Origin of the sequence: Intrasporangium sp., assembly GCF_036566125.1 — a bacterium.
GTDB lineage: Bacteria > Actinomycetota > Actinomycetes > Actinomycetales > Dermatophilaceae > Intrasporangium.
Window position 1 is genome coordinate 1 of sequence record NZ_DATCWX010000094.1, and the last position, 20994, is coordinate 20994.

Genomic DNA, 20994 nt, shown 5'->3' on the forward strand with positions numbered 1-20994 from the left:
CGCGGCGAGCCAGTAGAGCGCCACGCCCCACCAGGCGAATCCCCAGCCGATGGGTCGGGCGAGGTCGCCGATCCAGTCCGTCCGGTTGGCGAGCAGCAAAAGCGGGAAGGCGTAGAGCAGGTTGAAGGTGGCGGCCTTGCCGACGAAGTGCACCGGAAGGCCGATCTGCCCGCGCATCCGCAGGTGCAGCAACATTCCCGCCATCGTCACCTCGCGGAGGATGAGCACGGCCACGAGCCAGATCGGGATGATGTCGCGCCACGCCAGAGCGACCAGTGTGGTCAGGATGTAGAGCCGATCCGCGATCGGGTCCAGCAGCTGGCCGAACCGTGACTCCATGTGGAAGGTGCGGGCGATCTTGCCGTCGGCATAGTCGGTGATGCCGCTCAGCATGAGGATCAGCAGGGCCCAACCGTCCTCCTTGGCCACGATGGCCCACAGGAAGAGGGGCACGCCGACCAGCCGCATGATGGACAGCACGTTGGGGAGCGTGAGCAGGCGGCCCGACACCTCGCCCGGGCGCCGCTCCGACACGACCTCGCCATCCACGTGTCAGAGCCTAACCGCCGCTCCCGCCCTGGAAGTCCTCCGGGGAGGCACGGCCCGGGGGCACCATCCCCGACAAGCGTGGCAAACTCTCCCCCATGCCCGGCGGACACCTCCACTCCCAAGGACATTCGCACACTCATTCGCATCGGGGTGGTTCCCACGTAGAGGTGGGCTCGGTGGCCAAGGCCGCGCTCACTGTCTTCCTCATCCTGATGGCCGCGGCGACCCTGTTCGGCCTCATCCGCTACTGGCCGTCCGAGACGTCCGCCGCTGACCGCGTTGCGTCGTCCGAGTTCGCCGCACCCGGCGTCACCTTCCCCATCGCCACCGTCTCGGAGGTGCTGCCCCCATGTGCTGGCGCCGACAGCCAGGTCGGGGCACCTCCGGCGCAGAACCAGGGAGGCGACACTGCCCTGGACTCGGCAACGTGCGGTGCCATCCGTGTGGTGCTCGAGCCCGAGACCGGTGACTGGAACGACGAGCTGACCGTGACCATCTCCGTGCCGAGGCCGGTCACGACGTCGGGACTGCAAGCCGGGGACAAGGTCCAGCTCCTCAAGATCCCCGCCCAGGGCGCCGAGCCCGCCGCCTACTCCTTCCTTCAGGTCCAACGCGGCGCGCCGCTCGCACTGCTCCTGGCGTTGTTCATCCTGGTCGTCGCCATCGTCGCCCGGCTGCGCGGCGTCCTCGCGCTCGTCGGGCTCGGTTTCGGTGGGCTGATCGTCATCACGTTCATGCTGCCGGCCCTCCTCGAGGGGCAGCCCGGCATCCGGGTCGCGCTCATCGGCTCGTCGGCCATCATGTTCGTCGTCCTGTACCTCGCGCATGGGCTGTCGACCCGGACGAGCACGGCCCTCGCGGGGACGCTCTTCGGCGTCGGCATCACTGCCTTTCTCGGGGTCCTTGCGGTCCATCTCGCGCGGTTGAGTGGCGTCGCGGACGACGAAGGTGCAACCTTGGCCGCCTTCAACGAGACGATGCGCCCCCGGGACCTGCTGACCGCAGCGATCATCATTGCGGGACTCGGGGTACTGAACGACGTGACCATCACCCAGTCGTCGGCCGTGTGGGAACTGCGTGCGGCGGCACCTCACCTGCCGCGACGAGCCCTGTTCCGATCCGGAATGCGGATCGGCCGCGACCACATCGCCTCGTCCATCTACACCATTGTGTTCGCGTATGCCGGTGCCGCGCTCCCTGTGCTCCTGCTGCTGTTCATCTACGAGCGCCCGGTCCTCGACCTCCTCCAGGCCGAGGCCATGTCCGAGGAGATCGTGCGAACCCTGGCCAGCGCCATCGGACTCGTCCTCGCGGTCCCGGCGACCACGGCCATCGCAGCCCTGACCGTGGGCCGGTCCCGCGAGCCGGAGATCCTGCCGACGGAGATCATCGACCCAGACGTCCTCCACTCCACGGAGCTCGAGGACACCGTGCGCACCCGTCCACGAACCACAGGACCGTCCCGACCGGCGAGCGGTGTCCTCGAGCACCGAAGGCCCGGCCCCAGCGCAGCGGATCTTCAACAGCGGGCATCAGCCAGCCATCGGACGCCGACCTCGCGCGCGGAAGCACGATCTCGCAGACGCTGACGCGGATGACCGAGAGCCCACCCCGGCGGAAGGAAGCCTTCCAGCGAAGCGGGCTCAGCGGCATACGGCCCTGGCGCGCTGGGCACCACGGGACCGGTCACACGTTGTGCTGGCGCGGGCGGGGACTGCCACCCTCTCCCGCATCGGGGCGGCCATCGTCGTCCACGTCGGTCCGATCCACGTCATCCCGATCGAGGTCGCGATCGGCGAGATCGCGGTCCCGCCCGTCGCGATCGGCGAGGTCACGATCGGCGAGGTCACGATCGGCGAGGTCGCGATCGGCGAGGTCGCGATCAGCACGGTCGTCGACGTCGATGCGGTTGCCGTTCTCGTCGATGCGGTACCCCTCCTCATCGGTGCGGACGTCCGGGTCCTTGAGGTCGGCCAGACGCATCTGTTCGTCGCGCTCGCGCCGCACTGATTCGGCGTGGCTGGTCCGGCTCTCGGCCTCTGCAGCGAGACGCTCGGACTCCAGCTGCTGCCGCTGGGCCTCTGCCTTCGCCAGATCCGAACGGGCCTGCGCTTCAGCGGCGCTGGCCTCGCGCTCGCGGAGCTGCTGCTCGTGCTCGGCGGCCCTCTCTCGGATCTCCGCGGCCTTCGCCCGCTCCGCTTCGGTCCGTCGCGCACCTGAGCGCGACAGTGCGAAGGCGACGAGGCCGCCGATGACGATGATCGCCACGATGATCCAGACGATCGTGCTGCCTTCCATGGAGTCCTCCTGACTCACGGGAACGAAGCGACTGCTGGTCGCTCGGTATGCGCATACCCGGTTCGGTACCGGCGGAACCCATTGACGGGCGCACGTGGGCACCGCGCACGTCTTGACGGACTTCACCCGTTGGAAAGACCCTCATGGCGTCAGGGGTGGGAGGGAGGACCGTTGCGCGACCTGCCGACCGGGACGGTGTCGATGCTGTTCTCGGACATCGAGGGCTCTACCTTGCTGCTCACGCGCCTGGGTAGGGAGTACACCGAAGCGCTGGACCGGCACCGTGGGTTGCTCCGCTCCGCCTGGGCAGCCGGGGCCGGGACCGAGATCAGCACCGAGGGTGACAGCTTCTTCGTCGTGTTCCCGACGGCCGACGGCGCCGTCCGGGCAGCAGTGCTGGCCCAGAGAGGGCTTGACGCTCAGGCGTGGCCCGGGGGCGAGCACATCCGCGTGCGTATCGGCATCCATACCGGGACGCCGCAGCTGCACGACAGTGACTACGTGGGGATGGACGTGCACCGGGCGGCACGAGTAGCCGCGGCTGCTCATGGAGGTCAGGTCGTGCTCACGTCGGTGACAGCCGAGCTCGCGGGGAGCTTCCTGCCCGAAGGCGTGCGGCTGAAGGACCTCGGGACCCACCACCTCAAGGACCTGCCGGAACCGGAGCGGGTGTTCCAGCTCGCCATTGAGGGCCTCCAGGAGGACTTCCCCGCCCTCAGGTCTCTCGGGGCATCGTCCAACCTGCCGGTCCCGACGACTCCCTTGGTCGGCCGTGAACCGGCCGTCTCTGAGCTGTCCCGGCTCATCGATCCGCCCGACGTTCGTCTGGTCACACTGACCGGACCGGGAGGGTCGGGCAAGACCCGTCTGGCCATCGAGGTTGCCACAAGGATCGCCACGACCTTTCCCGACGGGGTCTTCTTCGTACCGCTGGCCGCGGTCGCGGGGGCGGACGTCATGTGGACGTCGATCGCCGAGGTGCTCGCACTCCCTCGCGGGGCTCGATCGCCGCAGCGCCTCCTTGAACAGGTGGCTCGGCGAGCGGCGCTTTTCGTGTTCGACAACGTCGAGCAGCTGCACGGCGCGGACGACGTCGTCACCCGGCTACTGGAGGCTGCACCGCGGACCACCATCATCACGACCTCTCGACGTGCGTTGGGTGTCCCCGGCGAGCAGCTGTTCCCGGTTCCACCACTACCGCTGCCCGTCCGACCGACTCTGTCGAACGCGAAGGAGTCACCGGCGGTCGAGCTGTTCGTTCAGCAGGCTCGGAGCGTGCGCCCCGATTTCCGACTGACGGCGGACAACGTGGCGCAGGTCGTGGCCATCTGCCAGCATCTCGACGGGTTGCCCTTGGCCATCGAGCTGTCCGCTGCCCGGATTCGCCTGCTCAGTCCGCCGGCGCTGCTGCGACGGATCGACCAGAGCCTTGACGTGGCGGCGAGGAGCACGCAAGCGCCGAGCAGGCAGCGCACCCTGCGTGAGACGATCGCATGGTCGTATCACCTGTTGTCCGCGCAGCACCAAGCCTTCTTCCGCTGTTTGGGTGTCTTCGCCGGCGGCGCTGACCTCGATGCGGTCGCTGCGGTGTCAGAAGAGGTCTCGGTGGGCGCACAGCCTGCCGAGCCCTTGGCCCTCCTGGCCGAGTTGGTCGATGCCAGCCTCGTCCTCATGCCGGAGGGGCCAGACGGTGAGCCTCGCATCACGTTGCTCGAGACGATCCGCTCCTTCGCCCGCGACGAGCTGCGGGATGCGGGCGAGCTGGACGTGGTCCACTCAGCCCATGCCCGGTACTTCCTGCAGGTCGCCGAAAGGCTGCAACGGCTGCGCGCCGTCGACCATCTGCTCGCGCTGCACCAGGCGGAGACCGAGCTCGACAACTTCCGCGAGGCGCTGGCCTGGGCCATGCGCACTCACGAGGACCCGGGCCGCGACTCGGACGCCGACCCGGCGCTCGACCTCCGACTGTCCTCGTCGCTCGGTTGGCTTTGGTACACGGGCGGATACGTCCTCGAGGGAAGTCGCTGGCTCGAGCAGGCGCTGGACCGACCGGCACGGGTCCCGTCGGGTCAGCTCGCCGAGGGCCTTGCGCTGTACGCCAACCTGCTGATCACGCAGGGTTCCCTCGAGCGAGCCGGTGAGCTCGCCCGCCAGAGCCTTGAGACGGCACGCGTCGTCGCGGACGACAAGCGGGAGGCGTACGCCATGGCCGTGCTGGGGACGGCACAACTCCACCAGGGAGACGTCCACACTGCACGCCAGACCTTCGAGGATGCTCTGGTCCTCCATCGTCGGATCGGCGACCCGGACCGGCTGAATCGCGCACTGGGCAACCTGGCCGGTGTCGAGGAGGAGCTCGGCAACTTTGCCCGCGCCGAAGAGCTGACTCAGGAGGCGCTGGGTATCGTTCAAGAGGCCGGGGACGCGCACGAGGTGGCAGTCCAGAGCCAGAACCTGGCTCACCTGCTCGCAGTGAGCGGCCGCGCCGAGGAGGCCGCCGGGATCGCGAGGTCACTCATCGACGCGGTCCTGCAACTGCGCAGCCCCAACCTGACGATGGCCTTCGCGAACACCTACATGAACATTCTTCTCCGACTTGGGGACCCCATCCGTGCTGCGCAGCTGCTCGGCTCGGAGCAGGCAATGAGGGTGCGGTTGTCGTTGCCCAACCCGCACGAGGACGACGAGCTGGCAGAGGCGTGGGCCTCGGCGAAGGAGGTGATATCCCCGCGGGACTGGGACCTCGAGATCCAGAGGGGGCGCGAGACCGAGTTGGAGGCACTCCTTGCCAGCCTGAGCGACCGCTGATCACCTGACTGCCGACCACCATCCGGAGTGCAGCAAGGACGAGGTCACCGGGCCGAGGCGACGCTGACCAACGCCCAAGAGCCATGCCGCGACCGCTCCGAGAATCGTGAACAGCACGGTGAACACGATGAGCTGCGTCCGCACCGCCGGATCGGTCTGGAGGCCGGCTGCCCATGCGAAGGGCGTGACCGACACCATTGAGGCGGAGAGGACCAGCAGAAACACCACCATCACCGCGGCAACGACGGGTCCGGTTGGTCGGCGGCGCCATAGCAGCAGAGCCGCACCAAGGGACATCGGGATGATCCACGCGAGGTCGAGGACCCAGGTCGGATTCGGCAGCTGCGACAGATGGATGTTCGGCGGCAGTCCGTTGGGCCAGGCGCCGACGATCTCGCTGAGCCAGAGGGCGCCGGTGCCGATCCCACCAACGGTCAGCAGCCAGGCAGCCCCGCGCCACGGGGCACGACCAAAGGCCGGGGAGATCGCCGTCATGTCGATACGCACCAAGCCGTCCAGGGCGGCGAAGCCGGCGAGCGCGAGGATCGCCACGTAGACGAGGAAGATCGGGTTCAACGGTGCACCGATCGACAGATGGGCATAGCAATAGGCCAGCCAGAGAACGATGCCCGTGGTCAGCAGATGACCGCTGAGGGAGCCAGCCCTGGCCCGTCTGCTCGACCACAGCAGCACCGGTACGAGGAGCAGGGTCACAGCGTCTTGTGCCCGCCACGTCTGCCGGGTCATTTCGGAGACCAGTCGATAGGCATCGCCTGCGACCAAGCCGTACACCGTTGCGACGATGACCAATCCACCGAGGCACGCGGAATGCGCAGCACGAAGTGGTCTCCCGAGGTTGTGTGCCGCTTGCTGACCCTGTGGGGCCTCAACCTGACCGTGGGTGACGGATCTCCCGAGGTGAACCGCCGCGGGATTGCTCGCGTTCGTCATGACCGCCTCCTTGCGTGCTGTCACCACGGTGTGGCCCTGCCCTCGCTGCCCGGCAGGGGCAAACGTCCCTGCACATGCCTATCGTGACCTCGTGCGGACTATCGGCAACATCCTCTGGTTCCTGCTCGCCGGCTGGTGGCTGGCGCTGGGCTATGTCCTGGCCGGCCTCCTGGCCATCGTGCTGATCATCACCATCCCGTTCGGCATCGCATCGTTCCGGCTGGCCGGTTATGTCGTGTGGCCCTTCGGGCGGACCGTCGTCGTCAGCCGAGAGGCAGGAGTCTGGTCGCTCATCGGCAACGTCGTCTGGATCATCCTCTTCGGCTGGGAACTGGCGCTCGTCCACCTCACGGCCGGGCTGCTGCTGTGCGTGACGATCATCGGCATCCCGTTCGGCGTGGCCTGCTGGAAGATGGTGCCGCTCGCCCTCGTCCCCCTGGGCACCCGCGTGGTGCCCATCTCAGCCGTAGACAGCGACCGCTACGGCGTGCCATGGCGCAACGAGCCGGCCCGTCCCATCTGACCACCTTCTATGCCCCAGGTGTCACCCGATGAGCGAGAGGCTGCTCGCCGCGGTGTAGAGGGCGACGAGGACCAGGAGGACAGCGAACGAGGCAGTGAGGTGGCGGGGGTTTGCCCGCGCCGCGAGGCGCCCCCCTATCAGGCTCCCGGCAACGGCGACCACCGTGAATGTGGTGATCAGCGGCCAGTCGAGTTCGCTGGCCAGTGATCCGCTGGTGGTGAGTCGTGCCCCAAGTGCGGTGGCGCTGTTGATCGCGATGACCAGCAGCGATGTGCCGACGGCCGTCGGCATGGCAAAGCCCAGGGCGAGCACAAGGGCCGGCACGAGTACGAATCCCCCTCCGACGCCGAAGAATCCCGTGATCAGGCCGACGAGGGATGCCGTGGAAATGACCCTAGCCAGGCGTGGGCAGGCGCAGGAGAAGGGCCTCAGGGTGATCAGGGGCTCGTTCGCAGGGTCGAGCACGTCGTTGGGGTGGCGGACTGAGCGGCGGGCACGGCGCAGCATGAGGGTCGCGACGACGAGCATGAGTGCTGCGAAGAGCAGGAGCAGCGTGTTCGGCGCGACCGATGCGGACAGCGCCGTGCCGAGGAAGGACCCGGCGGTGCCGAGAACCCCGAACAGAGCGCCCTGCCCGAACCGCACTCGACGAGCACGCGCGTGTGGCACGAGGGCGATGAGGGAGGTGATGCCGACGATGAGCAGTGAGCTTGTCGTCGCCGCGCGTGGTGTCTGGTCGAGCAGATAGACGAGGGCCGGGACGGTGAGGATGGAGCCGCCGCCACCCAGCGCGCCCAGGGACAGCCCGACGACCAGCCCCAGGGCGATCTCAAGCAGCGGCACGTCGAATCTCCTCACGCGGCGGTCGAACCGAGAGCCTCCGGCCCGGCGGTCGGCGGCGCTCCCCGGACTCTTGTCTATACCCCTAGGGGTATTAGATCAGACCCACGGTAACCCGACGCCCGGGGCTCGCGCCAATCCGGAGGGCGGCTGACCGCATACCGGGGAAGGGCCTGCGACCTCCCACTGCGGAGCCACCCCATCGCGAACGAAAATGGGCCTGACCTGCGTGAACAGGTCAGGCCCGGCCTGTCGGGCTGACAGGATTTGAACCTGCGACCCCTTGACCCCCAGTCAAGTGCGCTACCAAGCTGCGCCACAGCCCGTTGCCCCTTGGGGCGAACGAAACCTTAGCGCACCGACGTCGTCGCCTCCGAATCGGGACCACTCGCCTGGGGCTCGCGCTGGTCGGCCGACATGCCGCGCAGTCAGCGGCGGCGCTTCTCCCGCACGCGCACGGACACCTCGATCGGCGTCCCGTCAAAGCCGAACTGCTCGCGCAGCCGCCGCTCCAGGAACCGACGGTAACCGGCCTCGATGAAGCCTGACGCGAAGATGACGAACCGCGGGGGCCGCGTCGACGCCTGCGTGGCGAAGAGGATCCGCGGTTGCTTGCCGCCGCGTACGGGGTGTGGGTGGGCGGCCACGATCTCGCCGAGGAAGGCGTTGAGCCGCCCTGTTGGGATCCGGGTGTCCCACGACTCGAGCGCTGTCTCGAGCGCCGGCACGAGGCGGTCGACGTGGCGCCCGGTCCGAGCGGAGACGTTGACGCGTGGCGCCCAGGGCACCTGCACGAGCTCCTTCTCGATCTCGCGCTCGAGGTAGTAGCGCCGTTCCTCGTCGAGCAGGTCCCATTTGTTGTAGGCGATGACGAGGGATCGACCCGCGTCGATGACCTGCTGCACGACCCGGATGTCCTGCTCGGCGATCGGCTGCTCGGCGTCGATGAGCACGACCGCCACCTCGGCCTTCTCCAGCGCAGTGTGAGTGCGCAGCGAGGCGTAGAAGTCCGCGCCGCGGGTCTGGTGCACCCGTCTCCTGATGCCGGCGGTGTCGACGAATCGCCACGTCTTGCCGCCGAGCTCGACGAGCTCGTCCACGGGGTCACGCGTCGTTCCGGCGACGGTGTCGACGACGACCCGTTCGGCCCCGGCGAGCTTGTTGAGCAGGCTCGACTTGCCCACATTGGGGCGGCCGATCAGGGCCACGCGACGCGGCCCTCCCTCAGCGTAGGCACCGTGGGCCGACACCTGCGGGAGAACCTCGAGGACGGCGTCGAGGGCGTCACCGCTCCCCCGGCCGTGCAGGGCAGACACCGGCCAGGGCTCGCCGAGCCCCAGGTTCCACAGGGCAGCGGCGTCCGCCTCGCCGCGCTCGTCGTCGACCTTGTTCGCGATGAGCACGACCGGCTTGCCGGACTTGCGGAGCAGCTTGACGACGGCCTCGTCGTCATCGGTCGCTCCGACGGTGGCGTCCACGACGAACAAGACGACGTCGGCGAGCTCGATGGCGATCTCTGCCTGCTCCGCCACACGCAGATGAATGCCCGTCGCGTGAGACTCCCAGCCGCCCGTGTCCACGATGGTGAACCGGCGACCACCCCACTCCCCCTCATAGGACACCCGGTCGCGCGTGACGCCGGGAACGTCCTCGACCACGGCCTCGCGACGCCGGAGGATTCGGTTGACGAGACTGGACTTGCCCACGTTGGGGCGCCCGACGACGGCGACCACCGGGAGCGCGCCGCGCTCCGCCTCGTCACCGAGCAGTTCGTCGTGGGTGTCGAGAAGCGCCTCGTCCTCGTCGCTCAGCTCGAACTCGTCCAGGCCGACTCGAAGGGCGCGTTCGACGGACCTGTCGTCCTCCGCGGAGATCGGGGCACCCGCTGCGTCCGGGCGGGCGGTCTCGTCAGTCACGGTGTCCTCGAATCTTGGTGCGGGAAGTCTGCTTTCAGGACCCGAGGGCATGGCCGGATGACAGTCACGTGCTCAGGACGAGACCATTGTCCACCAGCGCAGGGCAAAGCAGCGACGCCCGACCGCACGCAGAGGGTGCTGGCGCTCAGGAGCGCGTTGCCCCGACGACCTGGAGTACCGCCTCGACCGAGCCCTCGAAGTCCAGGTGTGACGTGTCGATCGTCGTGACGCCGTCGGCCGCCACGGTGAACTGCGAGACGGTCGAGTCTGTTCGATCCCGGTCGACGACCTGCGAGCGGGTGGCGTCGACCGATGCCGCGTCGGCGTCACCGTGCAGCTCCCTGGACCGGCGGGCCAGCCGCGCCTCCTCGGACGCCGTCAGCAGGATGCGCACGGGCGCATCCGGCGCGACGACCGTCGTGATGTCGCGACCCTCGACGACGACCCCGCCGCGCGCGGCTCCGGCCTCCGAGATGAGATCGCGCTGCAGTTGTCGCAACACCTCGCGCACCGGGATCACGGTGGCCACCTTCGAGACGGTGGTCGAGATCCGCGTCTCGCGGATGGCGGTCGCCACGTCGGTCCCGCCGACTGACACGCTGGGGTCGTCGGGGTCGGTGCCGATGACGAGCGGGAAGTCCGCCGCCGCCGAAGACACGTCCGCCGGATCGTCCAGGTCGACGCCTTGGGCGAGACACCACCAGGTCAGGGCGCGGTACATCGCCCCGGTGTCCAGGTAGGCATAGCCCAGCGCGCGGGCAACCTGCTTCGAGACACTCGACTTGCCCGATCCCGACGGGCCGTCGATGGCAACCACGAACCCGGAAAGGGCGTGGTCGGTTGGCCGGGGCACGTCGGATTCGACCGGAGTCTGTGGCATGGGCGGCAGCCTAGTGGCCGCCATCCGCCCACCCGACGAGGCCGTCCCCCGGGGCGGCTGGCCACCACAGCAACACTCAGCGGTATGCCGCTGAGCTGGCCCAGCGGCATACCGCTGAGTGACGCCGTGCCCGGGTCACCCGACGTGACGGGGTCAGTCGTGCAGCTGCCAGCCCAGCTTGGTGAGGGTCTCCTGGAGCGGTTCCGCTGCGGAGGGCACGACCGAGATGTAGGCGACGCCGAACGGCTGCCCGAGGCCGTGCTCGAGGTGCATGTCCTCCAGGTTGATGCCGGCGTCGCCCATGTCGGTGAGAAGGCGAGCCAGGGATCCCGGCTTGTCCGGCACGAGCACGGAGACGACGGCGTAGGCGGTCGGCGCGGCCCCGTGCTTCCCGGGAATGCGTGCGTGCCCGAGGTTGCCCGCCTCGAGCATCCCGCTGAGCGCGCCCAACGACCCCTCCTCCTCGCCCGTGACAAGTCCGTCGAGGGCGCCGACCACGGCGTCGACCTGGCCGCGCAGGTCGAGCAGGACGTCGCGGACGGCCTTGGCGTTGCCGGCGAGGATCTGTGTCCAGAGCCGGGGGTCGCTCGCGGCGATCCGCGTGACGTCGCGCAACCCCTGGCCGGCGAGCCCGACGGCCGGCTCCGGGAGCTCACGGAGACACGCTGCCACGATGCTCGCGGCGACCTGTGGCACATGAGACACGGCCGCGACGGCCTCGTCGTGCTCCCGAGCCGGCATGACGCGAACCGCCGAGCCCACCACCGTCGCCACGTGGCGGATCGCATCGACGGCCTCCTCGGCGGAGCCGTCGTGTGGCACGACCACCCAGGCCCGGCCGTCGAAGAGGTCGCGCCGGGCGGCCGCCGCACCCGAGCGCTCTCGCCCCGCCATGGGATGGGAACCGACGTAACGGGACGCGTCAGCACTCGACCGGAGCACTCTGTCGAGCACCGTCTGCTTCACCGAGGCCACATCGGTGACGACGGACCGGGGCCACCGCTCGAGCGCCGCGACAACGACGTCCGCGGTCACGTCCGGTGGCGCCGCCACGACGACGATGTCAGGCTCGTCCTCGGGGTCGAACTGCGCGGCGAGCTGACCGGCGCCGAGGTCTCGTGCGAGCCGGCAGGCTGTCGGCGACGGGTCCTCCAGTGAGATGCGAAATCCCTTGGCAGACAAAGCGATCCCGAGACTTGTGCCGATGAGCCCGGTGCCGATGACCCGAACGTGTGTGATTCCGGACCTCACAGTCCTGCGGCCTTGTAGAGAGCGCCGACCTCGGCCTTGTTGAGCCTGCGCATGCGGCCGGAGCGCAGGTCGGCGAGACGGATGGGGCCCACCTCGGTCCGGACCAGGTCGAGGACGGGGTGGCCGACCGCCTCGAGCATCCGTCGCACCACGTGCTTGCGGCCCTCATGCAACACGACCTCGACGATGGCCTTGCCCGGCTGCGAGTCGACGACTTTGAACGAGTCGACCTGCACCGGACCGTCTTCGAGCTCGACGCCCTGCCGCAACTGCCTGCCGACGTCCTTGCCGACGGGACCCCGGACGGTGGCGAGATACGTCTTGAGGACGCCATGGCTGGGGTGTTGGAGCCGGTGGGCCAGGTCCCCGTCGTTGGTGAGCAGAAGCAGGCCCTCGGTGTCGGCGTCGAGCCGCCCGACGTGGAAGAGCCGTTGTTCGCGGTTCCCGACGTAGTCAGCGAGGCTGACGCGGCCCAGGTCGTCGTTCATCGTCGTCACGACACCCTTGGGCTTGTTGAACGCGAGGTAGACCCGGTCCTCGTCGAGATTGACGCGCACCCCGTCGACGTGCACGACCTGCGCGCGCGGGTTGATCCGAACCCCCAGCTCGGTGACGACGTGGCCGTCCACCTCAACGCGTCCCTGCTCGATGAGGTTCTCGCAGACCCGGCGAGAGCCGACTCCGGCGGCCGCCATGAGCTTCTGCAGGCGCACGCCCTGCGGGTCGTGGACGTCCACCGGCGGACTGGCGGGCCGGGTCGGGAGCTTGGTTGGCTGGCTCGGCTTCGTCGAGCCGGCGAAGCGCGCGCCGGCCCCCCGCTTCGGCGCGGGCTTGGACCCCGACTTGAACCCTGGCTTGGACCCCGACTTCGATGTTGATCGAGCGCCCGTGGCGCCCTTGGGGGCGGAGCCGGACTGGCGTTTCCGTGGCTGACGCGGGGACCTGCTGTACTCGCTCATGCGTGACCTTCCTCGATCAGCTCGTCGATGACGTCCACATCCGGCAGGAAGGGCGCGAGCGGCGGCAGCTCGTCGAGCGACGATAGCCCCATTCGTTGCAGGAAGAAGGGCGTCGTCCGGTAGAGGACCGCGCCGCTCTCCCCCACCTCTTCCACCTCTTCGATGAGCCCGCGGGACATCAGGGTGCGGACCACGCCGTCGACGTTGACGCCGCGGACGGCACTGACCCGTGCCCTCGAGACCGGCTGTCGATAGGCGATGACGGCCAAGGTCTCCAAGGACGCCTGGGTGAGCCTGGCCTGTTGGCCGTCGAGGACGAACTTCTCCACGACGGTGGCGTAATCGGCCCGGCTGTACATCCGCCATCCGCCGGCGACATTGCGCAGGGTGAATCCCCGGCAGGCAGTCGCATACTCCTCCTCCAGACCGTGGAGGTGCGCACGAACGTCGTCCACCGGCAGCTCCAGTGCGGAGGCCAGAGACACATCGGACACGGGCTCGTCGACGACCATGAGCACCGCCTCCAGCGCGGATCGCGCCCCACCGGGGAAGTCGTTGATGTCGAAGGCGATCTGCGCGTCCGGCTGCCGGGGCTCCGGAGCCGCCACGTCCTGCTCACTCATGGTCCACTCCGTCGGTTGTGCCTTCATCGTTGTTCTTGTCGGGTTGGTCCTCGTCGGGCTCGTCCACGTCGAACTCGTCGTCTATCGCGACGTCTCCCTGCTCACTGCCAGTCCAACGGATGTCGAGCTCACCGAGTGCCTGCGCCTGCTCGAAAGCGATCGCCGCCTCCTTGAACAGCTCGAGCAGGGCGAGGAATCGGGCCACGATGACGAGAGTGCTGTCCGCGTCCGCGACGAGGCTGCGGAACGACACCTGGCCGCGTGCCCGGAGGCGGGCCACCATGATGGCTGCTTGCTCACGGACACTGACCTGGGGGGCGTGGAGGTGCTCGAGCCCGACCGTGGGCGGTGCCTTGGGCGTCATGGCCCGCGCTGCGATCATGGCCAGCTGCTCCGGCGTCACGGTGATGACGAGCTCGGGCAGCAGATCCGCGAACTGCGGGTCCAGGCCGGCCTGTCTCGCTGTGATCCGGCCCGCGGTGGCCATCCGCTCCTGGAAGGTCTGGGCTATCTCCTTGTAGGCGCGGTACTGGAGCAGGCGGGCGAAGAGCAGGTCACGCGCCTCGATGAGGGCGAGGTCCTCGTCGTCCTGGGGCCCTGACTGGGGTAGCAGACGGGCGGCCTTGAGGTCGAGCAGCGTGGCGGCGACGAGGAGGAACTCGGACGCCTGGCTGAGGTCCCAGTCGTTGTCCGTCGTCTGGGCCGCCTTGATGTGCGCCACGAAGTCGTCGGTCACCTTGGCAAGGGCCACCTCGGTGATGTCGAGCTTGTGCTTGCTGATCAGTCCGAGGAGCAGCTCGAACGGCCCGGAGAAGACGTCGAGGTGCACCTCGAAGGGCGTCGCGGAGCGGCGGGTGATGACCCCTCCGGGGATGGCTGTGTCGTCGACCGGCGCCCGGCCGACGGCGTCGAGCTCGGTCATGGCTGCTGGCGGTTCAGGCGGCGCCGCCTCGAGCGATCAGCTCGCGGGCGAGCTGACGATAGGCCGCTGCCCCGGAGTGGTCCGACGAGTACGACGTGATCGGCTCTGCCGCGAGAGTCGCATCGGGGAACTTGACCGTGCGGCTGATGACGGTGTGGAAGACCTGCTCGCCGAAGTGGTTGACGACGGACGCCACCACCTCCCTGCTGTGCAGCGTGCGCGCGTCGTACATGGTCGCGAGGATCCCGTCGACCTGCAGGCGCGGGTTGAGCCGATCGGTGATCTTGTCGATGGTGTCGATGAGCAGGGCGACACCTCGCATGGCGAAGTACTCGCACTCGAGCGGGATGATCACCCCGTGCGATGCGGTGAGCGCGTTGACGGTGAGCAGACCGAGTGACGGCTGGCAGTCGATGAGCACGACGTCGTAGTCGTCCAGGACCGGCCGTAGGACGCGGCCGAGCACCTGCTCACGAGCGACCTCCCCGACGAGCTGGACCTCCGCGGCCGACAGGTCGATGTTGGCCGGGATGACATCGAGGTTGGCGGTCTGGGTCGGGCGAATGATGTTCCTGACATCGTGTCCGGTCTCGACGACGAGGTTGTAGATCGTGACGTCGAGCTCCTGGGCGTTGATCCCCAGGCCGACTGACAGGGCTCCCTGCGGGTCGAAGTCGACGGCCAGAACCTTCCGACCGAGCTCGGCCAGCGCGGCGCCGAGGTTGATCGTCGTCGTCGTCTTGCCGACGCCACCCTTCTGGTTGCACATCGCGATGATCCGCGCAGGCCCGTGAGTCGTCAGCGGCGGCGGCTCGGGGAAGTTGGGCAGCGGGCGGCCGGTCGGGCCGATCTCGCCGGCGGACATCGACGCGACGACGGGCAGGTGCTGCGCCGTGCCGGACTGGTGGTTGACCGAGCCATTGGCGCCCTCGGCGACCCTCGCCAAGCCGGGACGGGCGAGGCGCTCGTCCTGCATGGTCTCGTGTGACTCGTCGTTCACCGGGTGTTCCACTCCGCTCGGTTGTGCCCTCGGCCGCGCGTTTCGGTCAGCCTCTCGCTGATCGTTTTCGACCTTATCAGCGGGCACGGGGGTGAGCCCCGGCATAGACCTCCCGCAATCGGTGTGTCGCGACCTGAGTGTAGATCTGGGTCGTTGTCACGGATGCGTGGCCGAGCAGCTCCTGTACGACCCGGACGTCCGCTCCCCCGTCGAGCAGGTGCGTTGCGAACGAGTGGCGCAGGGTGTGGGGCGAGACGTGTTCGCGGAGATCGGCCCGCTCGGCCGCGCGCTGCACGACCGCCCAGGCGCTCTGCCGAGACAGGCGTCCGCCTCGTTGGTTGAGGAAGAGCGCGGGCCCACCGGTGCCCCGATGCGCCAGTGCGGGACGCCCTCGCACGAGGTAGGCGCTGACCGCCTCCACCGCGAAGCGGCCGACGGGCACGATTCGCTCCTTGCCACCCTTTCCGAGGAGGCGCACGATGCCCACCTCTCCGTGACTTCCCGTATCCAGGTCGTCGACATCGAGGCCGACCGCCTCGCTGATGCGGGCGCCCACCCCGTAGAGCACCTCCAGCAGGGCGCGGTCGCGCAGGGACTCGGGCGTGTCGCCGACCGAGGCCGCGGCGAGGAGGCGCTCGACGGCGTCGACGGGGATGGCCTTGGGCAGGCGACTGGGTGGCGTGGGCGGTGCGACATTGACCGCCGGGTCGGCAGGCACGGTGCCCTCGAGGACGAGGAAGCGGTGGAAGCCCCGGACCGCCACGAGAGTGCGCGCGGCCGACGAGGCGGCCAGGCCCCGTTCGCGCAATGAGGCGAGGAAGTCGGCCACCTGGGCTTCGGTGACCGCTCCGGCGGTGTCGATGCCCCGCTCGTGGAGGTAGCGGCGATAGGTGCGAAGGTCCCGCTCGTAGGACTTGAGGGTGTTCTCCGACGCGCCCCGCTCCACGCGGACGTGGTCGAGCCAGCCGCGGACCTCCCGGTCGAGCCGGGTGGACCGCGGTGGTGCCGACCGCGCCGACTCCGTCAGGACAGCGCCTCATCGAGCGCCATCGACTCCATCCCGTGGGCCTCCGCGACCGGCGCGTAGGTGACGGCGCCCGCATGCGTGTTGAGGCCCAGACCGAGCGCGGAGTCGACACGGAGTGCGTCCCTCCACCCGAGGTTGGCCAGCTCGATGGCGTACCGCAAGGTGACGTTGGTCAGTGCGTACGTGCTCGTGTGGGGCACCGCGCCAGGCATGTTCGCAACGCAGTAGAACACCGACTCATGCACCGGGTAGGTCGGGTTGGCGTGGGTCGTCGGCCGCGAGTCCTCGAAGCAGCCGCCCTGGTCGATGGCGATGTCGACGAAGACGGAGCCGGGGTTCATCCGGGACACCTGCTCGTTGGTCACGAGACGCGGCGCGCGGGCTCCGGGGACGAGGACCGCACCGATCACCATGTCGGCGTCGGCGATGGCCCGCTCGATCTCATAGGCGTTGGACGCGACTGTCTGGCAGTGGCCCTGGTAGATGAAGTCGGCGTGTCGCAGCTTGTTGATGTCATTGTCCAGCAGCAACACCTCCGCCTGCATCCCCAGGGCGATCGCCGCGGCGTTCATCCCTGCCACCCCGGCACCGATGACGACGACCTTGGCGGCATACACGCCCGACACGCCGCCCATGAGGATCCCGCGTCCACCCTCGGCACGCATGAGGGCCTGCGCGCCGACTTGAGGGGCGAGGCGGCCGGCCACCTCAGACATGGGCGCCAGCAGGGGCGGGCTCCGGTCCGGCAGCTCGACGGTCTCGTAGGCGATTCCGGTGACCTTGCGCGCGACGAGCTCCTCGGTGAGGGCCTTGTCGGCCGCCAGGTGGAGGTAGGTGAACAGCACCTGTCCCTCGCGCATCCGGGGGTACTCCTCGGCGATCGGTTCCTTCACCTTGAGGATGAGGTCCGCCGCCCCCCACACGTCGTCAGCCGTGCCGACGATGGAGGCACCGGCCGAGACGTAGGCCTCGTTGGGGATCGAGGACCCGCGCCCTGCGTCGTGCTCCACCAGGACGTCGTGGCCATTGCGGACGAGCTCGTGCACGCCAGCGGGTGTGATGGCCACCCGGTACTCGTGATTCTTGACCTCGCGTGGGATACCGACCTTCATGTGCGGTTGATCCTTCCGATCACGAACGGGCCGCGGCGTCCATTGCCGCACCCCCGCGCCAGCGGGTCGCGCGGCGCGATCCCACTGTAGTCACGCGGGGCCGCAGTGACGCGAGGACTGGGTCCTCAATGCGGCGGCACGATGTGTCATCGTGCATCAATGAACGCGCCCCACCCCTCGCCCACCTCGCACTGGCGTCCCACGACGATCGGCGCCCTCATTGCCGGCGGGATGATCGTGGTCTCGTTCCTGGTGGGTGCCCTGATCGAGCAGGGCGGTTTCCCGGCCTTGATCTTCGTCGGGCTACCGAGTGTGGTCGGCGGTGTCGTCGCCTTCACCCGACCCCACCTGCGGCCCTATGCCGCAGGCTTCCTCGTCGCGTGGATCTCGGCGCTCGTCGTGGTCGGGGTCGTGTACCTCCTTCTCATCGCGGCCCTCTCCGGCCTCGATGGCTGACACCAACACTTGTCCGTATGCCGCTGGGCTCGCTTCCGCCGCTAGGTTGAGTCCCGCTCCCAGCGCCTTTCGAAGGGGTCGTCGATGAAGTTGTATGCGGACACGCCGGGCCGCCGGACTCGACAGCTGGTCGGGGACGGCCTCGTCCTGCTCTGGGTGGCGACCTGGGTGTGGGCCGCACGTCAGGTCCACGACACGGTCGCTCAGCTCACCGCGCCTGCGCATTCCTTGGCGGCAGCAGGGGATTCGGTCCACGGTGCGTTGACCGGCGCGGGGGACCAGGCAGCACGGATCCCGGTCGTCGGAGAGGACTTCGCGTCTTGGCTCGAGCGCGCGGCCGGGTCAGGCACAAGCCTGCGAGCTGCCGGAACCAGCATGGCCTCGACGGTCGAGGCGGTGGCCCTGTGGCTCGCGCTCGTGACGGCCCTGGTCCCGATCGTCATCGTTGCTGGTATCTGGCTCTGGGTTCGGGTCCGGTTCGTGCGCAGCGCGACGACCGCCCAACGGTTCATCGACTCGAGCGATGACCTGGACCTCTTTGCCCTGCGGGCCCTCGCCAACCAGCCCCTGACGGCCCTGGCGAGGATCAGCGACGATCCCGCCGGTGCCTGGCGGCGTGGGGAACCGGAGGTCATTCGCGCCCTCGCCACGCTCGAGCTGCACGACGAAGGGCTCCGCCCACCTCAGGGGTAGGAGTCGTGAGCCGCTGTTTCGACTGGCTCAGTCGGTGCGGGTCACGGTGGGGTGCAGGTCCCCAGCCGGCGGGGTCCAGCTGTCCACAGCAGCCGGGACCTGCTCACCGCTGCGGATGTCCTTGACCTCGTTGCCCGACTCCCCCGCCCCGGGGAACCAGACAAACGGGATCCCACGGCGCTCCGCGTAGCGGATCTGCTTGCCGAAGCGCGCCGCCGTCGGCGCCACCTCACACGGGATCCCCCGCGAGCGCAGGGCCGAAGCGATGGCGACCGACTCGTCGCGCGAGTCATCCTGCGTCAGCGCCACGAGGACGGCGGCAGGCGTCGAGCGAGACGCGGTCACGAGGCCCTGCCCGATGAGCAGCCCGAGGATGCGCGACACGCCGATCGAGATTCCGACACCCGGGTAGGTGTTGCGGCCATCGGTGGCGAGGGCGTCATACCGGCCGCCGGAGCAGACCGACCCCCAGTCCTCGTTGCCGATGATCTGGGTCTCGTAGACGGTGCCGGTGTAGTAGTCGAGGCCGCGGGCGATGCGCAGGTCAGCGACAACCTTGCCCGGTGCGTGCGCCATCGCGGTGCGGATCACAGACGTTAGTGACTCGAGCCCCTCCTCGAGCAGCGGGTGAGTGACGCCGAGCTCTCGCACCCGGGGCACGAAGTCGAGGTCGTCGGCGCGAATGGCGGCAAGCGCGAGGCACTGGTCGGCCTGCTCGCGGGTCGCGCCTGACTCGACGAGGAGCTCGGCCACCTTCTCCGGGCCCAGCCTGTCGAGCTTGTCGACGATGCGCAGTGTCGTCGTGACGTCGGACAGGCCGATGCCCTGGTAGAAGCCGTTCGGGATCTTGCGGTTGTTCACCTGGATGACGAAGTCGCCGACCGGGAACCGGCTGAAGACGTCCGCGATGACGAGGGGCATCTCGGCCTCGAAGTGCGGCGACAGCTCGCCCACGTCAACGACGTCGATGTCGGCCTGCGTGAACTCTCGGTACCGGCCCTCCTGAGGCCGCTCGCCACGCCACGCCTTCTGGATCTGGTAGCGGCGGAAGGGGAAGGCCAGCTTGCCGGAGTTCTCCAGCACGTAGCGGGCAAACGGCACGGTCAGGTCGAAGTGCAGACCCCACTTGGCCGCATCCGCGTCGTCGCCGGCCAGCCGGGAGACACCGTAGATCTCCTTGTCGGTGTCGCCGCCCTTGCCGAGCAGCCGGTCCACCGGCTCGACCGCACGGGTCTCGATCGAGGAGAAGCCATGCAGCTCGAACGTCTCCCGGATGACGTCGAGGAAGCGCTGCTCGACGATGCGCTCGGACGGGAGGTACTCGGGGAAGCCACTGATCGGGGTGACCTTGGCGGTGGTTGTCGTGCCGGCAGTTGTCGTGGCGGGATGCGCGTTGCTCACGCCGGCAAGTCTGTCAGGTACGGATTGGTGGCGCGTTCGCGGGCCATCGTCGTCGCGTGATAGTGACCCGGCAGCACGAGAGTCGTGTCCGGAAGCGGCAGGACCACGTCGCGCAGGCTGCGCATCATGGCGCCGTGGTCTCCACCGGGCAGGTCGGTGCGGCCGATGGACCCGGCGAACAGCACGTCTCCGCTGAGCATCGTCCGGTCGACCTCGACCTGGTCGCGGATCCCGTCCGGCACGGTGTCGGTGCCGAACATGACCGATCCCTCCGTATGACCCGGCGCGTGGAGAACCTCGAAGTCCATGCCGGCAACGCGGAGCCGGGCGCGGTCCTTGATCTCGACGACGTTGCTCGGCTCCGCCCACCTGGCCTTGGAGCCGAACTGCTGCTCGAGCATGGCCACGAGACCGGGGTTGCTGTTCCCCAGCGGGTCGACGAGCCGGTACCGGTCATCCGTGTGGATGTAGGCGGCGGTATCCGCGCCACAGACCGGGGTCACGGACCAGACGTGGTCGACGTGCCCGTGCGTGAGCAACACCGCTGCTGGCCGGAGGCGGTGAGTCGTCAGCACCTCGCGAAGGGTCTCCTCGACCCCGATGCCCGGATCGACGATGACGCACTCCTCGCCGGCGGATGGTGCGAGCACATAACAGTTGGTGTCGAACGCAAGAGCGGGGAACGCGACGGTCAGCACGCTGGGAGCGTAGCTGTGAAAAGGTGGGAGTCGTCACGCAGTCGTGACCCGATGAGCACAACGAGCCGGACCACGGTCCCTAAAATG

Annotated in this window: 20 protein-coding genes and 1 tRNA gene; 5 read left to right on the forward strand and 16 right to left on the reverse strand. The window is 68.8% G+C overall.

The genetic code is table 11. The annotated features are described in order from the left end of the window. A partial coding sequence (gene clsA / locus VIR15_RS05625) for a cardiolipin synthase ClsA (RefSeq protein ID WP_331926495.1) occupies positions 1 to 549 on the reverse strand: 549 nt, incomplete at its 3' end. 176 nt (positions 550 to 725) lie between these two features. Here clsA and VIR15_RS05630 point away from each other — a divergent pair. Further along, a complete protein-coding gene (locus VIR15_RS05630) occupies positions 726 to 2138 on the forward strand; it encodes a YibE/F family protein (RefSeq protein ID WP_331926496.1) in 1413 nt (470 codons plus the stop codon). A 97-nt stretch (positions 2139 to 2235) separates the two neighbouring features. On the opposite strand, the gene VIR15_RS05635 is transcribed toward VIR15_RS05630, so the two are convergent. Next, positions 2236 to 2847 (reverse strand): hypothetical protein, encoded by a 612-nt coding sequence (locus VIR15_RS05635; RefSeq protein ID WP_331926497.1) that lies wholly within the window; start codon positions 2845 to 2847, stop codon positions 2236 to 2238. A gap of 171 nt (positions 2848 to 3018) precedes the next feature. On the opposite strand from VIR15_RS05635, the gene VIR15_RS05640 reads away from it, so the two are divergent. Next, complete coding sequence (locus VIR15_RS05640; RefSeq protein WP_331926498.1) at positions 3019 to 5655, forward strand: ATP-binding protein; 2637 nt, start codon at positions 3019 to 3021, stop codon at positions 5653 to 5655. On the opposite strand, the gene VIR15_RS05645 is transcribed toward VIR15_RS05640, so the two are convergent. Beyond that, positions 5656 to 6402: a hypothetical protein gene (locus tag VIR15_RS05645; RefSeq protein WP_331926499.1), complete on the reverse strand. Its 747-nt coding sequence runs from the start codon at positions 6400 to 6402 to the stop codon at positions 5656 to 5658. Between the two features lie 295 nt (positions 6403 to 6697). On the opposite strand from VIR15_RS05645, the gene VIR15_RS05650 reads away from it, so the two are divergent. After that, positions 6698 to 7129 (forward strand): YccF domain-containing protein, encoded by a 432-nt coding sequence (locus tag VIR15_RS05650; RefSeq protein WP_331926500.1) that lies wholly within the window; start codon positions 6698 to 6700, stop codon positions 7127 to 7129. Positions 7130 to 7150: 21 nt separating this feature from the next. On the opposite strand, the gene VIR15_RS05655 is transcribed toward VIR15_RS05650, so the two are convergent. From VIR15_RS05655 to ald, 11 genes are all read right to left on the reverse strand, one after another. Then, positions 7151 to 7972, reverse strand: a complete 822-nt coding sequence (locus tag VIR15_RS05655; RefSeq protein WP_331926501.1) for a sulfite exporter TauE/SafE family protein — start codon at positions 7970 to 7972, stop codon at positions 7151 to 7153. Between the two features lie 249 nt (positions 7973 to 8221). Then, positions 8222 to 8295 (reverse strand) — tRNA-Pro (locus tag VIR15_RS05660). A 102-nt stretch (positions 8296 to 8397) separates the two neighbouring features. Continuing rightward, complete coding sequence (gene der, locus VIR15_RS05665) at positions 8398 to 9885, reverse strand: ribosome biogenesis GTPase Der (RefSeq protein WP_331926502.1); 1488 nt, start codon at positions 9883 to 9885, stop codon at positions 8398 to 8400. A gap of 145 nt (positions 9886 to 10030) precedes the next feature. Next, complete coding sequence (gene cmk / locus VIR15_RS05670) at positions 10031 to 10765, reverse strand: (d)CMP kinase (protein WP_331926503.1); 735 nt, start codon at positions 10763 to 10765, stop codon at positions 10031 to 10033. Positions 10766 to 10918: 153 nt separating this feature from the next. After that, complete coding sequence (locus tag VIR15_RS05675; protein ID WP_331926504.1) at positions 10919 to 12016, reverse strand: prephenate dehydrogenase; 1098 nt, start codon at positions 12014 to 12016, stop codon at positions 10919 to 10921. Next, a complete protein-coding gene (locus VIR15_RS05680; protein ID WP_331926505.1) occupies positions 12013 to 12975 on the reverse strand; it encodes a pseudouridine synthase in 963 nt (320 codons plus the stop codon). Before VIR15_RS05680 ends, VIR15_RS05675 begins: the two co-directional genes overlap by 4 nt. Then, complete coding sequence (scpB, locus tag VIR15_RS05685; RefSeq protein ID WP_331926506.1) at positions 12972 to 13598, reverse strand: SMC-Scp complex subunit ScpB; 627 nt, start codon at positions 13596 to 13598, stop codon at positions 12972 to 12974. The genes VIR15_RS05680 and scpB overlap by 4 nt, the downstream gene beginning before the upstream one ends. After that, positions 13591 to 14520, reverse strand: a complete 930-nt coding sequence (locus VIR15_RS05690; protein ID WP_331926507.1) for a segregation and condensation protein A — start codon at positions 14518 to 14520, stop codon at positions 13591 to 13593. Before VIR15_RS05690 ends, scpB begins: the two co-directional genes overlap by 8 nt. 13 nt (positions 14521 to 14533) lie before the next feature. Continuing rightward, the gene (locus VIR15_RS05695; protein ID WP_331926528.1) at positions 14534 to 15385 is read right to left on the reverse strand and encodes a ParA family protein; all 852 of its coding nucleotides are present in this window, start codon (positions 15383 to 15385) and stop codon (positions 14534 to 14536) included. A gap of 211 nt (positions 15386 to 15596) precedes the next feature. Beyond that, entirely contained in the window at positions 15597 to 16547 is a 951-nt protein-coding gene (xerD, locus tag VIR15_RS05700; protein ID WP_331926529.1) for a site-specific tyrosine recombinase XerD, read from the reverse strand. Next, a complete protein-coding gene (gene ald / locus VIR15_RS05705) occupies positions 16544 to 17659 on the reverse strand; it encodes an alanine dehydrogenase (protein ID WP_331926508.1) in 1116 nt (371 codons plus the stop codon). The genes xerD and ald overlap by 4 nt, the downstream gene beginning before the upstream one ends. A gap of 159 nt (positions 17660 to 17818) precedes the next feature. On the opposite strand from ald, the gene VIR15_RS05710 reads away from it, so the two are divergent. Continuing rightward, complete coding sequence (locus VIR15_RS05710) at positions 17819 to 18115, forward strand: hypothetical protein (RefSeq protein WP_331926509.1); 297 nt, start codon at positions 17819 to 17821, stop codon at positions 18113 to 18115. Between the two features lie 84 nt (positions 18116 to 18199). Further along, complete coding sequence (locus tag VIR15_RS05715; protein WP_331926510.1) at positions 18200 to 18808, forward strand: hypothetical protein; 609 nt, start codon at positions 18200 to 18202, stop codon at positions 18806 to 18808. Between the two features lie 27 nt (positions 18809 to 18835). On the opposite strand, the gene hisS is transcribed toward VIR15_RS05715, so the two are convergent. Continuing rightward, complete coding sequence (gene hisS / locus VIR15_RS05720; protein ID WP_331926511.1) at positions 18836 to 20209, reverse strand: histidine--tRNA ligase; 1374 nt, start codon at positions 20207 to 20209, stop codon at positions 18836 to 18838. Then, on the reverse strand, positions 20206 to 20907 hold the full coding sequence (locus tag VIR15_RS05725) for an MBL fold metallo-hydrolase (protein ID WP_331926512.1): 702 nt from the start codon (positions 20905 to 20907) through the stop codon (positions 20206 to 20208). The genes hisS and VIR15_RS05725 overlap by 4 nt, the downstream gene beginning before the upstream one ends. Positions 20908 to 20994 lie beyond the last annotated feature (87 nt).